At 29.0% G+C, this 15,561-nt stretch carries 13 protein-coding genes; 5 read left to right on the forward strand and 8 right to left on the reverse strand.

Annotated features, from left to right (window positions below; genetic code table 11):
• Window positions 1-17: 17 nt before the first annotated feature.
• The 4 genes from ACYPV9_RS07410 to ACYPV9_RS07425 form a co-directional block, all read right to left on the reverse strand.
• A complete protein-coding gene (locus ACYPV9_RS07410; protein WP_299064780.1) occupies window positions 18-935 on the reverse strand; it encodes a glutaminase in 918 nt (305 codons plus the stop codon).
• Between the two features lie 8 nt (window positions 936-943).
• Window positions 944-1,795 carry a DUF3667 domain-containing protein gene (locus ACYPV9_RS07415; protein WP_459742709.1) on the reverse strand — a complete coding sequence of 284 codons (852 nt, stop codon included), beginning with the start codon at window positions 1,793-1,795 and terminating at the stop codon, window positions 944-946.
• A 74-nt stretch (window positions 1,796-1,869) separates the two neighbouring features.
• Window positions 1,870-3,564, reverse strand: a complete 1,695-nt coding sequence (gene lysS / locus ACYPV9_RS07420; RefSeq protein ID WP_079737105.1) for a lysine--tRNA ligase — start codon at window positions 3,562-3,564, stop codon at window positions 1,870-1,872.
• 432 nt (window positions 3,565-3,996) lie between these two features.
• On the reverse strand, window positions 3,997-4,500 hold the full coding sequence (locus ACYPV9_RS07425; RefSeq protein ID WP_299064786.1) for a DUF456 domain-containing protein: 504 nt from the start codon (window positions 4,498-4,500) through the stop codon (window positions 3,997-3,999).
• Window positions 4,501-4,622: 122 nt separating this feature from the next.
• Here ACYPV9_RS07425 and ACYPV9_RS07430 point away from each other — a divergent pair, with 122 nt between their 5' ends.
• The 5 genes from ACYPV9_RS07430 to ACYPV9_RS07450 all read left to right on the forward strand — a co-directional run bounded on the left by ACYPV9_RS07430 (window position 4,623) and on the right by ACYPV9_RS07450 (window position 9,419).
• Window positions 4,623-4,985 (forward strand): BlaI/MecI/CopY family transcriptional regulator, encoded by a 363-nt coding sequence (locus ACYPV9_RS07430; protein WP_459742712.1) that lies wholly within the window; start codon window positions 4,623-4,625, stop codon window positions 4,983-4,985.
• A gap of 13 nt (window positions 4,986-4,998) precedes the next feature.
• Window positions 4,999-6,543, forward strand: coding sequence for a M56 family metallopeptidase (locus ACYPV9_RS07435; RefSeq protein ID WP_459742714.1), 1,545 nt, complete (start codon window positions 4,999-5,001; stop codon window positions 6,541-6,543).
• 10 nt (window positions 6,544-6,553) lie between these two features.
• Entirely contained in the window at window positions 6,554-7,810 is a 1,257-nt protein-coding gene (locus ACYPV9_RS07440) for a tetratricopeptide repeat protein (RefSeq protein WP_459742716.1), read from the forward strand.
• A gap of 60 nt (window positions 7,811-7,870) precedes the next feature.
• On the forward strand, window positions 7,871-8,905 hold the full coding sequence (locus tag ACYPV9_RS07445; RefSeq protein WP_299064795.1) for an energy transducer TonB: 1,035 nt from the start codon (window positions 7,871-7,873) through the stop codon (window positions 8,903-8,905).
• 61 nt (window positions 8,906-8,966) lie between these two features.
• A complete protein-coding gene (locus tag ACYPV9_RS07450; protein ID WP_459742719.1) occupies window positions 8,967-9,419 on the forward strand; it encodes an energy transducer TonB in 453 nt (150 codons plus the stop codon).
• A gap of 65 nt (window positions 9,420-9,484) precedes the next feature.
• On the opposite strand, the gene obgE is transcribed toward ACYPV9_RS07450, so the two are convergent.
• The 4 genes from obgE to ACYPV9_RS07470 all read right to left on the reverse strand — a co-directional run bounded on the left by obgE (window position 9,485) and on the right by ACYPV9_RS07470 (window position 15,488).
• Complete coding sequence (obgE, locus tag ACYPV9_RS07455) at window positions 9,485-10,474, reverse strand: GTPase ObgE (protein WP_459742721.1); 990 nt, start codon at window positions 10,472-10,474, stop codon at window positions 9,485-9,487.
• 52 nt (window positions 10,475-10,526) lie between these two features.
• A complete protein-coding gene (locus tag ACYPV9_RS07460; protein WP_459742723.1) occupies window positions 10,527-11,645 on the reverse strand; it encodes an adenylate kinase in 1,119 nt (372 codons plus the stop codon).
• 93 nt (window positions 11,646-11,738) lie between these two features.
• On the reverse strand, window positions 11,739-14,738 hold the full coding sequence (secDF, locus tag ACYPV9_RS07465) for a protein translocase subunit SecDF (protein WP_459742725.1): 3,000 nt from the start codon (window positions 14,736-14,738) through the stop codon (window positions 11,739-11,741).
• A 159-nt stretch (window positions 14,739-14,897) separates the two neighbouring features.
• Window positions 14,898-15,488 (reverse strand): hypothetical protein, encoded by a 591-nt coding sequence (locus ACYPV9_RS07470; protein ID WP_459742727.1) that lies wholly within the window; start codon window positions 15,486-15,488, stop codon window positions 14,898-14,900.
• Window positions 15,489-15,561 lie beyond the last annotated feature (73 nt).

Raw genomic sequence — 15,561 nt, forward strand, 5'->3', positions numbered from 1 at the left:
ATTTTATTAGGTAAAAATTAAAAAATTGAAGAAGCTGTTTCGGTAGTAAATTTTTCTAAAAACAACATTCCTTTACAAGAATTTCCTTTTTTATTTAACTTCGGGCTCCAAACAGCAATACAATACTTATCTGGATGAATTGCTACAATTCCGCCACCAACACCAGATTTACCAGGTAAACCAACACGAAAAGAAAATTCACCAGATTCATCATAAAAACCGCAGGTAAGCATTATAGCATTAATTCTTTTTGTTTGACTTTCTGTAACGATCGAATTACCTTTATGCGTAGTATAATTTTCTTCTGTTAAGTACATAAAAATTTCTGTTAACTCTTTACAAGTTAGTTCTAAAGAACAGATATGGAAATAGAAATCTAAAACATCATCTACATTATTTTTAATGTTACCAAAAGATTTTATAAAATTACAAAGTGCAACATTTCTAAAACCAGTTCTTTTTTCTGATTCAGCAACTTTTTCGTTATAATTAAGTTGATAATTGTTTGCAATTTCTCTGCAAAAATTTAAAAATTCTTCTTTCGGATTTTTTAAATGACCAATTAAAACATCGCAAACTACAATTGCACCAGAATTAATAAACGGATTTCTTGGTATACCTTTATCAGATTCTAATTGTTGCAAAGAATTAAAAGGATTTCCAGAGGGTTCTACATCGACACGTTGCCACAAGTTTTCACCTTCTAATTGATAGGCTAATGTTAAAGATAAAATTTTTGAAATACTTTGTATAGAAAACTTTTTTTCAAAATCACCAACACCATAATTTTTTTTATCAATAGTTGTAATACTAACTCCGAAGTTTTCAGCAGAAATACAACCTAATTCTGGTATGTAGTTGGCAACCTTACCATCGTCTTTAATGTCTTTTATTTCAGAATAAATATTCTCAATTATAGTTGGATATTTTTTCATCTATTGTATTAAAATTTTATGAGACCAAACTTAGCTAAAATGAAAACTATAATAGCAATTAACACTGATAAAATCACACCAAACATTAATACACCAATTAAAAACCTAAAAAATTTTAAAACAGATGTACCTATAGAAAGTTTGTATAATTTTTTAAAAGCATATAAATAATATAGAATGTATGCAATTACGCTGTAAAAGTAAATTGAAGGATGAATTAACATCGCAGCAAAAAAGGCAATGATAGAAAAGTAAGTTGTTAAACCATATAAATAAGAATTCATTACAATATGTTCGCCAAAATTATGTGGTTTTCTATAGGTCCATTTACTTAACAAAGCATAAAATGGTAAAAACAAAAAAGTTAAGAGGTTATAATATCGGAGCATAAACTGCATTATGTTCTCTGAAACCTCTAATTGTTTCTGAGCCATTTTCTTATTTTTCTCCATTTTTTGAAGTTCTTCTTTAGATACGTTTTTAAATGCAGATACATCCAAATTTGCAGTTTCTCTAAGTTGACTTATATCTTCTGATCTAAAGTTACTTTGCATGTTTATAAAATCGTCTGCAAAATAATTAAATATTATAAGCGATAAACCAGCACCAATAGCTAAAAAAGCAAACGGATTCACGTATTTTTTACGAACTCCTGTAAGGTATTCTGTTAAAACTTCATCTGGACTAGTTACCATCTTTTTTAAAGTCAAGAAAAACTTACTATCAATACCAAATACATTAATAACTAATTCTGTAACAAGTTGTTTAAACGTAATTCTACTAACAATAACTTTTGCGCCACAATTATCACAAAACCGGGCGTCGTTTTCTAGCTTTTCTTCACAATTTTTACATATCATAAATCAAATATAAATAAAAAAGGAACTACATTTCTGTAGTTCCTTTTTAAATTTTTTATGTTCAATTAGAAGTTTTATAAAGCTTCTACAAACAAACCTTCATCAGTTTTAGAAACTTTGGCAACTTCTTTTTTAGTTAAACCTTTAATTGTTTTATCCCATTTTTTATTAGATAAACCAGATTGAGTTTTTAAATCGTTTAAATCTATTTTTCCAGCTTTTTCAATCATTGCTAAAACAGCTTTTTCTTCGTCGTTTAACTCGATAGAAGGTGCTTTCTTTTCTGGTCTCATTTGAGGAAAGAAAAGTACTTCTTGTATCGATTGGTTGTTGGTTAAGAACATAATTAATCTGTCCATTCCAATACCCATACCAGAAGTAGGAGGCATACCATACTCTAAAGAACGTAAGAAATCGTGATCTATAAATTCGGTAGCTTCATCGTCTCCTTTTTGAGCCAATTTAAGCTGATGTTCGAAACGTTCTCTTTGATCAATCGGGTCGTTTAATTCTGAATATGCATTTGCAATTTCTTTACCGCAAACCATTAATTCGAAACGCTCTGTTAATTCTGGATTGTCTCTATGCTCTTTACAAAGCGGCGACATTTCTTTAGGATAATCTGTAATAAATGTTGGCTGAATGTAGTTTCCTTCACATTTTTCACCAAAAATTTCATCAATTAATTTTCCTTTACCCATTGTTTCATCAACAGGAATATTCATGCCTTTAGCCGCTTCTCTAATTTCATCTTCAGTTTTTCCTGTAATGTCAAAACCAGTAAAATGCTTAATAGAATCTGCCATTGTAACTCTAGCATAAGGCGCTTTAAAGTCTATTTTATGTTCACCAAAAGTTGCTTCAGAAGTTCCGTTCACAGCAATTGCACAATGTTCTAATAATTTCTCACAGAAATCCATCATCCAGTTGTAATCTTTGTAAGAAACATAGATTTCCATGGCTGTAAATTCAGGATTGTGAGTTCTATCCATTCCTTCGTTTCTAAAGTTTTTAGAAAACTCATAAACCCCATCAAAACCACCAACAATTAATCTTTTTAGATATAACTCATTCGCAATTCTCATGTATAAAGGTATGTCTAAAGAATTGTGATGTGTAATAAATGGTCTTGCTGCAGCACCACCCGGAATTGGTTGTAAAACTGGCGTTTCAACTTCAAAATAACCAGCATCATTAAAGAAAGAACGCATTGCATTAAACAATTTTGTTCTTTTAATAAAAACTTCTTTTACATGTGGGTTTACAACTAAATCTGCATAACGTTGTCTGTAACGCATCTCTGGATCTGTAAAAGCATCATAAGTAACACCGTCTTTAACCTTTGGCATTGGTAAAGGCTTTAAGGCTTTAGATAATAACTTAAAATCTTTAACCATTACAGTTTTTTCACCAACTTTAGTTGTAAAAAGTGTTCCGGTAATTCCTACAAAATCGCCTAAATCTAATAATTTCTTAAAGACATTATTGTATAAAGATTTGTCTTCGCCAGTACAAATTTCATCTCTATTAAAATAAAGTTGAATTCTACCTTCACCATCTTGTAGCTGAGCAAAAGAGGCTTTACCTTGTATATTAATTACCATTAATCTACCTGCAATAACCACCTGTTTATCTTCCGCAAAGTTCTCTTTAATCTCTTTCGAATTGGTATCTACCGGAAATAATTCTGCAGGATAAGGGTTGATACCCAAATCTCTTAATTTTGTAAGCTTTTCTCTACGTACAACTTCTTGTTCTGATAATTGCATTTCTTATATATTAATGATAAATTTTTAAAGACTGCAAAGATACAATCTTTCAAGAATTTAACAATTGAAGATTTCGAGAAAATATTAAATAATTCTTGTAGATATCATAAAACGTTGTATATTTGCCCGCTACTTTTTGTTGAAGTAGCATTTAGTTGTGTTGTTTGGCACTTTATAAAAAGTGTCGTGGTTTTGTTAACCAATGGAAAGCTTCCCTTAAATGGGACGCTTTTTTTTTGCTCTCAACTCAAGTAAAATTTTCTTTTTTTGAAGCTATTCCTGCTTTTGCACTCGCTTTTTTTATTCAGAAAAAAATAAAAAAGAGCTCAAACAAATGCTGCAATCAGGGCTAAGTGTATTTATTAGCTTTTCTACAACTCTAAGATGTCTCATAATTTCTTAGAAACTTTTATCTTTTAATAAATTTAAAAATTAGAAAAAAGAGGCTTTGTATTCCCAAAATTTCATCAAAAATAGAATTACAAAAACAAAAGATACCGAGAATTTTATTGTTGCAGAAGCCAATATTCCTATAAACGAACCAAAAGAAGCCTTTAAAGCTCTGTTTGTATCTTTACTATCAAACATTAATTCGCCAATTAATGCACCAAAAAAAGCACCAATTAACAAACCAAAGGGAATCGGAATAAAGAACAAGCCAATAAATAAACCAATGGTTGTACCGTAAACACCGTTTTTACTTCCGCCAAATCGTTTGGTTCCTATGGCCGGAATTATATAATCTAATACCCAAATTAAAATTGCAATTGCCAGTGTAATTCCTAAGAAAGTCCAATTTATTGCAATTATAGATGTAAAATGTAAGGTTAATAGACCCAACCAACCCGTTAACGGACCAGGCAAGACAGGTAAAAAAGACCCCACAATTCCTAATAGAACAAGTAAGAAACCTATAAATAGTAAGAAAATATCCATTATCATTTTTATAGTAAGACGAAGTTATAAAAGGTTTGTTACATAAATTTATAACTAAAAAATTAGTTTAAACTAATTTTTTAGTTATATTTGTGTTGTTGAACTAAAAACTTAGTTATAAAATGAGTAAACAATTAACAAAAGCAGAAGAGCAAATAATGCAAGTGTTGTGGGATTTAAATGAAGCCTCTGTAAAAGATATTATAGCAATTTTACCCGAACCAAAGCCAGCATATAATACAGTTTCTACAATTGTAAGGATTTTAGAAACTAAAGAATTTGTTGCACACAAACCATTAGGTAGAGGTTTTATGTATTATCCGATAATAGAGAAAGAAACATACAGCAACCAGAGTTTACATAAATTAATGAATGGTTATTTTAATGGATCTTTTAAAAGTATGGTGTCCTTTTTTGTAAAAGAAAACAAAATGGATGTTAAAGAGTTAGAATCTATTTTAAAAGAAGTTAATAAGAAAGAATAAAAAATTAAATGCTATGATTAATTACATAATTCAAGTAATCTTATTTCAAATATTGTTTTTGACTATTTATGATTTCTTTTTAAGCAAAGAAACTTTTTTTACTAAAAACAGATGGTATTTGTTAAGCACACCAATGCTATCCTTTTTATTGCCATTAATAAAAATACCTACGTTTCAAAAAGCGGTTCCGCAAGAATATATTGTGTATTTACCAGAAATAGTTTTATCGCCAGAAGCTATCATTCAGAAATCGACGTGGTATCAATCTATAAATTATATAGATGTCATATTTGCCATTGGCGTCATTTTTTTTACAGTAGTTTTTCTATCGAAATTAATACAGATATACAAACTTATAAATTCATACAAACTTATTAGAAAAGTAGGTTATACTTTGGTTTTAATTCCGAATCAATCAAAAGCATTTTCTTTTTTTAATTATATTTTTTTGGGAGAAGAAATTCCAGAAAATCAAAAAGAACAAATAATTGCACACGAGTTAGTGCACAGTACTCAAAAGCACTCTTTAGATTTATTGTTGTTTGAGTTTTTAAAAATTGTTATGTGGTTTAATCCGATGATTTTTATTTACCAAAAAAGAATTACACTAGTGCACGAGTATATTTCTGATGAAGTTGCCACGAAAAATGAACCCAAAGAAAATTACATAAATAAATTGCTATCAAGTTTTTTTCAGGTTGAAGATATTGCGTTTATCAACCAATTTTACAAACAAACATTAATTAAAAAAAGAATTATTATGATGAAGAAAAAACAATCAAAAAAAATGAATCAACTAAAATACTTAGTATTGATTCCGGTATTAACAAGTATGCTTTTTTATACTTCTTGTTCTGAAAATGATGTAAATGAAGTTAGTGGACAAAAAAAGCTTGTAAAATTATATTACAATGATAATGGGAAAATCAATGTTAATACAGGAAAAAAAGAAACCTATTTCGATTCTTACTTAGGAATAGGAGAAGAATTTAGATTACCTCAAGGAGAAGAGTTAGCGTTTGAGGATTTAAATGATGGTGAAAAAGAAGAATATTTATCTAAAATGAATATCTTAGATAGTTTTGCAAAAGCTAGAAACAGAGAGAGAATTGCAAGTTTAAAAATTTTTACTTACAAAGACAACAGAAAGGTTTTAGTTATGGTTCCTGATTTCTCTGTTATGAAAAAAGAAAGAAGAAGTTCTAAAGATAGTTCTGTAAATATTTTAAAAATAGAAAAGGCTCCAACTTTTCCGGGATGTGAGGAAGGAGATAAAAATTGTCTTCATAAAAGTATTCAACAACATTTTAGTGAAAATTTTGATGCTAACTTGCCAAATAATTTGGGCTTATCATCAGGCAAAAAAAGAATTTTTGTTGGTTTTAAAATAGATAAGAATGGAGACGTTATAGATGTGCAAGCAAGAGCTCCGCACCCAGAAATTAAAGAGGAAGTTTTAAAAATAATGAATTCTTTACCTAAAATGATTCCTGGTGAAAATAAGGACGGAAAAGTTGTGGTAAGTTACAATGTACCATTAACTATTATGGTAAACTAATTTAAAATAAATGAAAAAGAGAATTTTAATTGTATTACTATTTGTGGTAGTAAAAGTCGGGGCGCAAACCTCGGCTTTTTCTGCGATAGACAGTTTATCAGATAATGGTAGATATCATTTAGCATTAAAAAAACTAAAAGCAATAAAAGACCAATCGTTTTTGTCAAACTATAAAACTGCTGTTATTTACGAATCTATCGATAATTACAAAGAAACAGCCAATTATTTAGAAAAAGCCTTAAATTTTAAAGAAGACAAAAAAGCAAGCCTAAAATTGGCAAAAGCATATCAAAAGTTAAGTAAATCGAATCTATCAATTGCTATTTATGAGAAATTATTGGCAAAAGATTCTTTAAACTTAATTTTAGAATATCAATTGGGTAAATTGTATTTACAATATAGAAAAAGTAAAAAAGCCATTTCTTTATTTAAAGATTTAATAGAAAAAGATAGTACAAATGCACATTATGCTTATCAATTAGGTTTAGCATATGCATATATAAAAGATAGAGATAGAATGATAAACAGTTTTATCGAAACCTATAAAAAAGATAGTTTACATGTAAAGTCAATTTCAAAATTGGCACTTAGTTTTTTTAAATTAAGAGAAAAAGATTCTACTTATTTATTTATCAATAAAGGTTTAGTAGTGGCGCCAAATCATATAAATATCAATAAGGTGAAGGTAAATCAATTATACAGAGAGAAAAAATTTAAAGAAATTGTACCCGTTCTGTTAAAATTAGATAGTATTAAACCTATGGATTTGTTTACAAACACAATGTTGGGTAAAGTGTATTATAATTTAGAAGATTTTGACAATGCAAAACTAAGATTTGAAAATGCAGCAGAATTAGATGCAACTAATTATAAGACTTATACTTATTTAGGTCATATTGGTATGAAAAAAGAAGATTTTACAAAGGCAATGTTTAATTACTATAGAGCCACAACTATTGGTAAAGAAAAACGAGACGAAGAATATTATGGTTTGGCATCTGCATATTATAAAATGAAACGACCAAAAATGGCTCTGCGTTTTTATGAAAAAGCTTTCGAAGAAAACCGTAAAAATTACAACGCCAAATTTCAGGTAGCTAAAATAACAGATGATCTTTATAAGGATAAAAAAATGGCTTACAAACAGTATAAAAGTTACAATGACCGTTTTGCGAATATAGATAAAGTAGAAAGTGAATATGTACAAAAAAGAATTTCTGAAATTAAAAAAGACTACTTTATGAGAGGTGAGAAGTTAGAGGAGTAATTCATTAAATTTTAGTAGTTTTACGTTGAAAATAAAACATTATTTCAATTACTCCTAAAAATGAGATTACTACTAACATTATTACTATTACTTACATTTTCTTTTTCTATACAAGCACAAGACAATAAAGATTTGGCAAGAGTTTATTTTAATAAAGCTCTTAAAAGTTTTGAAGCCTTAGATTTAGAAAAAACAACCAAATACTTACAAAAAAATAGAGAATTAAATAACGGAATTACTCAAGAGAAAATTGCCGCTTTTGGCGCTAAGTTTTTTCATGATTTAGGTGATTACACAAAAGCAGAAGAATATTTTAAAGCTTACTTTAAATTAAATAAAAATAAATCTTCACAAGCCTATAAAGATATGCTTGTTGCATATACCAACAATTTAGATGCTAAAGATTCACCTAATAAATCGGTAAATAAATTAAAAGTTTTAAAGCAAAAAAAGGAAAAGCAAGATGCTTTAGATAACGCAAAAAATATAGCGCAAAAAAAACAAGAAGTTACTCGTTTAAAAAAATCTATTAAGTCTTTAGAAAAATCACTTTCTTTTATATCTGATAAAAATTCTGATCAATATAAAAAGATGCATTCTTCTTTAAATAAAATGAAGGAAAACTTAAATTCTTTAGGCGGAACATTAGATGTTGTTGTTAATGATTTAAATGTTTCTAAAAATAAAACTGTTGATACAAGTAATATTTTTACAGAAATAACTAAAAAATCATCTAAATCAACATCGTTTACAGTAATAGAAATGCCTCCGGTTTTTCCGGGTTGTGAAAATGAAACTAAAAACCAAATTAAAGATTGTTTTAGTTTAGGTATTAAAAAACATTTTCTTAATAATTTTGATGCAAATCTTCCTAATAAATTAGGTTTAACAGTTGGTTTAAAGAAAATTATTATACTTTTTAAAGTAGATGAAAAAGGACATGTAATAAATATTGATGCTAGAGCACCGCATCCTAAAATTAAAGAAGAAGCCCTTAAAGTAGCTTCATCTTTGCCTAAAATGAAACCAGCTACTCAAAGAGGTAAACCCGTTAAGGTTGCTTATAGTTTTCCGTTTTCTATAAGAGTAGAATAAAAATTATTTATTATTTAAATTACACTAACTTTATAAAATGGTATTTCGAACAGTTTTTCTTATGCTTTTTATTGCAATGATTTCTTCTTGTACTAATTTTTCATTTAGTTCTAATAAGAACACACAAGCGTTAGATACAATTGTTAATTTTTCTTCGGTAGATACTTCACCATCTTTTAAAGTTTGCGATTCCTTGATAGTCAAAGAAGAAAAGTCTAATTGTTTTAGAAATACAATTCATAATAAAATAGGAGAGGAGTTACTAAAGCATGAATTTGCTATAGATAAACCTATTTCAGAAATTGTTTTTGTTGATTTAGTGATAGATTCTCAAGGTAGTATTTTGTTAAAAGCCATAGAATCATCTGTAGCAATTAAAAACAGTTTGCCTCAATTGGATAGTATTATAGCACTTTCTGTAAATAAAATAACTAAGATTTATCCTGCAATTAAAAGAGGAATTCCGGTTACTACAAAGTACAGGTTACCAATACTTATAGAGTTGAAAGAATAAAAAAGCCATTTTAGAAAATATAGATTCTCTAAAATGGCTTTATAAATTTTATTAATACGGAGTTTTTAATTCAGCATATTCCAAAGTTTGTCTTTTAACTCTTGCAAACCTTTTTCTGCAACCGAAGAGATAAATATAGCGTCTACGCCTTTTGGTAATTCTGCTTTAATTTCTGCTTGTAATTCATCATCTAACATATCTGATTTAGAAATAGCCAACAATCTATCTTTGTCTAACAGTTCTGGATTATGCTTTTTAAGTTCGTTTAAAAGAATTTCATATTCTTTATTAATATCATCACTATCTGCTGGAACTAAAAATAATAAAGCAGAATTTCTTTCGATGTGACGTAAAAAACGATGTCCTAAGCCTTTACCTTCTGCAGCACCCTCTATAATACCAGGAATATCTGCTATTACAAAAGATTGATGATTTCTGTATTCTACAATTCCTAAATTTGGTTTTAGTGTTGTAAAAGCATAATCTGCAATTTTTGGTTTTGCTGCAGTTAAAACGGATAATAAAGTAGATTTACCAGCATTAGGAAAACCAACCAAACCAACATCTGCTAATAGCTTTAATTCAATTCTAAACCATCCGTCTTGACCATCAATACCTGGTTGAGCATATCTCGGTGTTTGATTTGTAGAAGATTTAAAGTTCCAGTTTCCTAATCCGCCTTTACCACCAGGTAATAAGATTACTTCCTTTTGATCTTCTGTAATTTCATGCAGAATTTCATCAGTATCTGCATCTCTAATAATTGTACCTAACGGCACATCGATGTAAATATCTTCGGCGTCTTTACCTGTACTTCTACTAGCACTTCCTGCGCCACCACCTTCTGCTCTAAAATGACGTTTAAACTTTAAGTGAAATAATGTCCACATGTTTTTATCTCCACGCAATATTATGTGTCCTCCACGACCACCATCACCACCATCAGGTCCTCCTTTGGTAATAAATTTTTCTCTGTGTAAGTGCACAGAACCTTGACCTCCTTTACCAGAAGATGCGTAAATCTTTATATAATCGACAAAATTTCCTTCAGTCATATTTTCTAATTGAATATAAAATTAAATGCTTAATTACATTTAATTTAAAAATCTATAAAGTATCAAATACTTTAGAAATTCTTTGTGTAATTTCTTCTATAGAACCAACACCATTAATGCCGTAATATTTATTTTGAGCTTCAAAATAATCTTTAAGAATAGCAGTTTTTGTGTTGTATTCATTAAAGCGGTTTCTAATTTTACCTTCGTCGGTATCATCTGTTCTTCCGCTAGTTTTTCCTCTTTCTAATAAACGAGTAACTAATACATCTTCTGGTACTTCTAAGGCAACCATACCATTTATTTGTTCTCCTTTTTCCGCTAAAAACGCATCTAAAGCTTCTGCTTGAGATTCTGTTCTTGGAAAACCATCAAAAATAAAACCTTTAGCATCGGTATTTTTTTCTACTTCTGCTTTTAGCATGTTAATAGTAACTTCGTCTGGTACTAAATTTCCATCATCCATATATTTTTTAGCCAACATACCAAGTTCTGTTTGGTTTTTGATGTTAAAACGGAATACGTCTCCAGTAGAAATGTGTACTAAATTATACATTTCTTTTAAATACTCTGCTTGTGTTCCTTTTCCAGCTCCTGGAGGGCCAAATAATACTATGTTTTTCATTTGTGGTGTTGTTGATAATTGATATATTTCTGGGTAATTTCTTCCTAAACCATTATAGTCTAAACCATAACCAACTATAAATTTATCTTCGATACTTTGACCGATATAATCTATGGGTAGTTCTTTTCTAAAAACATCTGGTTTAAAAAATAACGTAGCTACTTTAAGTTGTTTTACGTTTTTATCTTTAAAGATATTATAAATTTCTTGAAGTGTTGTACCGGTATCTATAATGTCTTCTAAAATGATAACTGTTCTGCCAGTTAAATCTTCATTAATACCTACTAACTGTTTTACATTATCTGTGCTACTTGTACCATTATAAGAAGCTAATTTTACGAAAGAGACTTCACAATCGCCTTGATATTCTCTAATAAAATCCGCTGCAAATAAAAAGCATCCGTTTAAAATTCCTACAAAAATAGGAACTTCATCTTTTGATAAATCTGCTTTTACAGCTGTTGCTAAATACTTTACAATTGCCGAAATTTTATCCTTATTAATATAAGGTTTAAAATAAAGGTCTTGAAGTTTTATAATACTCATAAGTTTGCAAATATAACTGCTATTAATGAAATGAAAAAACCGTTTTCTTATGTTTAGGCACAGGAAAACGGTTTTTGTTATGTTAAGTTAGAACTATTTGTTCTTTTCTTCTTTTTTTGAAGTGTCGTACATTATTGGTGTTGCTACAAATAAAGATGAATATGTACCAACTGCTACACCTACAATTAAGGCGAACATAAATCCTTTAATAGAATCTCCACCAAATAAGAAGATTGCTAACATTACTAATAATGTTGTTAAAGAAGTATTGATTGTTCTTCCTAAAGTAGAACTTAATGCTTTGTCTACAACTTCGCTGTATTTCCAGTTAGAGTGTATACCTGCAAATTCTCTAATTCTATCGAATATTACCACGGTATCATTTAGCGAATAACCAACTACGGTTAATATTGCCGCAATAAATGATTGTCCAATTTCCATATCGAAAGGCATAAAGCTATAAGTAATAGAGAATACACCTAATACAATTAATACATCATGGAAAACTGCAATTACAGCACCAATAGAGAAAGATACTTTTCTAAAACGTAATAAAATGTATAAGAATACTACTAGTAAAGAACCGAATACTGCGTATAAAGCTGATGTTTTAATATCATCTGCAATAGTTGGCTCTACTTTAATATAACTCATAACACCAGCGCTTTCTTTTTCGAAACCTGGCTTAAAGTTTTCGTAAGAAGTTTCGCCTAAGTAAGATTGTAAACCTGTAAATAAAGTGTTTTGAACTTCTTCATCTACTTCTTGTCCTTCGTCTTCAATTCTGTAAACTGTTGTAATTTTTAATTGATTTGGTGTACCATAAGTTTTTACTTCTGGTGCAGTACCAAATGCTCCTTTTAAAGTTTCGGCAACTTCTGTAGCATTCATGTCTTGATCAAAACGAACAACATAAGATCTACCACCTTTAAAATCTACACCTTGTTTTAATCCGATAGAAAAAATAGAGATTAAACCTCCAATAATAATTGCACCAGAAATTACATATGCAATTTTACGTTTCTTTAAGAAAGCTACATTAATATTTTGGAACCATCCTTTAGAGATAGATGTGTTAAATGTTAATTTAGAATTTTTATTTACAGCACCGTCAATTAATAAACGTGTAATAAATACAGCAGTAAATAAAGATGTTGCAATACCAATCATTAATGTTAATGCAAAACCTTTAATTGGTCCTGTACCAAAAACATATAAAATAATACCAGTTAATAATGTAGTAATGTTTGCATCAATAATTGCAGATAATGCTCCTTTTACAGAGAATCCTTCTTCTACAGATTGTTTTAAACCTTTCTTTTTAGATAAACTTTCTTTAATTCTTTCGAAAATAATTACGTTCGCATCTACAGACATACCTATTGTTAAGATAATACCAGCAATACCAGGTAAAGTTAACACAGCATTAAATGATGCTAAAATACCGAAGATAAATAATATGTTTACTGCTAATGCAATATCTGCATATAAACCAGCTTTACCATAGTATAAAACCATCCAGATTAAAACTAATAAAATAGCTAAACCAAATGAGTTGATAGAAGCGTTTATAGATTCTTGTCCTAAAGATGGTCCTACAACTTCTGCTTGAATAATTCTTGCAGCAGCTGGTAATTTACCTGCTTTTAATACCGTTGCAATATCTTCTGCTTCTGCAACTGTCATATTTCCACCAGAAATAGAAGTACTACCTCCTGTAATAGCATTATTTACTGTTGGCGCTGTATAAACGTTATTATCTAATACTACAGCAATAAATTTATTTGGCTGTGCAGCTAATTCTGTTGTTAATTTAGCCCAATCTTTAGTAGCACCACTATTCATTGTCATGCTTACTTCTGGCTTGTTTAATTGGCTATATACTTGAGAAGCATCTAAAATAACATCACCTTCTAACGGGGCAACATCATTTCTGTTAGATTTAATAGCATATAAAGCAACAATTTCATCAGCTTCAAATTCATCATCTGAAGTTGCATTTCTTTCTGTAGAAAAAGATTTATAATCCCATAAGAATTTTACATAACGTAACTCGTTTGGTAATAAATCTCTAATTTCTTTTCTCCTTAATAAATCATTTACTTTTGCAGTATCAATTACTTTAGAATAACCAATTGTAGAACTTATTTGTGCTTGCATTGGGCTTAAGTAAGAGAAAAGCATTTTTTGATTTACTTGTGTAGAATCGATAGATTCTCCTAATAAATCATCAATATCATCTTTTTTAGTAGTGTCTTTTACTTTTTCTACTACTGATGTATCTTTTAATAGCTCGATAGACTTAGAGTTTGCAACAGATAAATATTGTAAAACTTCTGCATTTGTGTAAACTTCCCAAAACTGTAATTCTGCTTTACTTGTAATTAAAGAAGTTACACGTTCGATGTCTTTAGCACCAGGTAATTCAATTTGAATTCTACCAGAGTTACCAATTCTTTGAATGTTAGGAGAAGAAACTCCAAATTTATCAATTCTACTTCTTAATACTTCAAAAGCAGTACCAATAGAACTGTTAATTTCTTGTTGTAAAGTTTCTCTAACAGAAATATTATTTTCGTTAAAAGAGATTTTATCACTTAAAGCTTTTGTACCAAAAATTGATGGATCGCTTAATTTAGTATCGCCAGCAAGTAATTCGAATTCTTCGAAAAATAAATCTAAATAGTTAGAGTTACTACTTTTTTGCTTCTCATCTGCAATTTCTAGTGCTTTGTTAAAAGCTTCGTTTTTAGAATCGTTAGATAAATTCTTTAAAACTTCTTTTACAGAAACTTGTAAGATTGCATTAATACCACCTTTTAAATCAAGACCAAGATTCATTTCTTTGTCTCTTACATCGTTGTAAGTGTATTCTGCAATACCTAAATCTACAATGTTTTTATTCGCAACACTGTCTAAATATTTTTTTTCTGTTGTTGCTTTTAATCTAGCATCATTATCAGTTACTTTTTCTTCTGCATATACTTTTGCATCATTTTCTACCTTATTGGCTAAAAATGTAAATGATAGTTGATATAAACTCACTATTCCGAAAAGGATAGCGAATACTTTAATAAGTCCTTTGTTTTGCATGTTTTTTATTTTATTGTCTGCTTTTTTCTGTTAAAAACGAGCAAATATATAGTTTCTCGAATTATCAGACAATTAATTTTTTTGTATGTTTTTTTAGCGTATGAGTATGGTTCTCATAAATTTGAAGTGGATTCTTAAAAAGTGTAAAAAATACTTTTTTTAAGATAAATAAAATTTGGGTCCAGCTCTAACTTCTGGTTCTTTACAAGAAGTTTTATCTTTTGTAAAAGGGCTGTTTTTATTTGCTTTGTAAGCTGTTTTATACAGTTGTTCTGCAGTGCTACTTTCTAAGTTTTTAATTAAAGTACTATAGTTAATAGTAGTAAAGCGATCTGAATTGTATTTAATTTCGAATACAAACTTCTTGTCTACATTAGATAATTGTGTTGCATCATTTAGTTCGTAAACATCAAAATTATAATTTGTTGAGTTCTTGTAAGGAGAATTTGTATTTAAAAGTAATTTATTCTCTTTAGAAAGAATCTCTTTTATATTTTTAATGTCAATTTTACTAAAATAAGAGATTTTTAAGGTGCTAGTTTCAGATTTGTGAATTACAATATTTGTAATGCCAACTTTTAGAAGTTTTTCTTTAACCTCAGCAATAGATTTTTCAATATCTTTTTCGTTAATATTTGCATCAACAAATTCTAGAACAATTTCTTGGTTTGGTATAGAAACTTGCTCTTGGAATGCGCCAAAGTATATAAATATTAAAAAGAAAGTACTAAAGTACCATTTTGCTTGCATGCGCCAAATATATAAAAAAATGTTGTTTTACTTTCTAAATATATAATCTTATTTAAATGAGTTTGTTAGAGTA

The sequence above is a fragment of the Polaribacter sp. OB-PA-B3 genome (genome assembly GCF_054589375.1).

Bases quoted from the DNA above. Each gene is read 5' to 3' on its own strand.
- lysS (WP_079737105.1), bottom strand. From the start codon at position 3,564: ATGCAATTATCAGAACAAGAAGTTGTACGTAGAGAAAAGCTTACAAAA.
- ACYPV9_RS07435 (WP_459742714.1), top strand. From the start codon at position 4,999: ATGATTAATTACATAATTCAAGTAATCTTATTTCAAATATTGTTTTTG.
- obgE (WP_459742721.1), bottom strand. From the start codon at position 10,474: ATGACTGAAGGAAATTTTGTCGATTATATAAAGATTTACGCATCTTCT.
- ACYPV9_RS07445 (WP_299064795.1), top strand. From the start codon at position 7,871: ATGAGATTACTACTAACATTATTACTATTACTTACATTTTCTTTTTCT.
- ACYPV9_RS07460 (WP_459742723.1), bottom strand. From the start codon at position 11,645: ATGAGTATTATAAAACTTCAAGACCTTTATTTTAAACCTTATATTAAT.
- ACYPV9_RS07430 (WP_459742712.1), top strand. From the start codon at position 4,623: ATGAGTAAACAATTAACAAAAGCAGAAGAGCAAATAATGCAAGTGTTG.
- ACYPV9_RS07410 (WP_299064780.1), bottom strand. From the start codon at position 935: ATGAAAAAATATCCAACTATAATTGAGAATATTTATTCTGAAATAAAA.
- ACYPV9_RS07450 (WP_459742719.1), top strand. From the start codon at position 8,967: ATGCTTTTTATTGCAATGATTTCTTCTTGTACTAATTTTTCATTTAGT.
- ACYPV9_RS07415 (WP_459742709.1), bottom strand. From the start codon at position 1,795: ATGATATGTAAAAATTGTGAAGAAAAGCTAGAAAACGACGCCCGGTTT.
- secDF (WP_459742725.1), bottom strand. From the start codon at position 14,738: ATGCAAAACAAAGGACTTATTAAAGTATTCGCTATCCTTTTCGGAATA.
- ACYPV9_RS07470 (WP_459742727.1), bottom strand. From the start codon at position 15,488: ATGCAAGCAAAATGGTACTTTAGTACTTTCTTTTTAATATTTATATAC.
- ACYPV9_RS07425 (WP_299064786.1), bottom strand. From the start codon at position 4,500: ATGGATATTTTCTTACTATTTATAGGTTTCTTACTTGTTCTATTAGGA.
- ACYPV9_RS07440 (WP_459742716.1), top strand. From the start codon at position 6,554: ATGAAAAAGAGAATTTTAATTGTATTACTATTTGTGGTAGTAAAAGTC.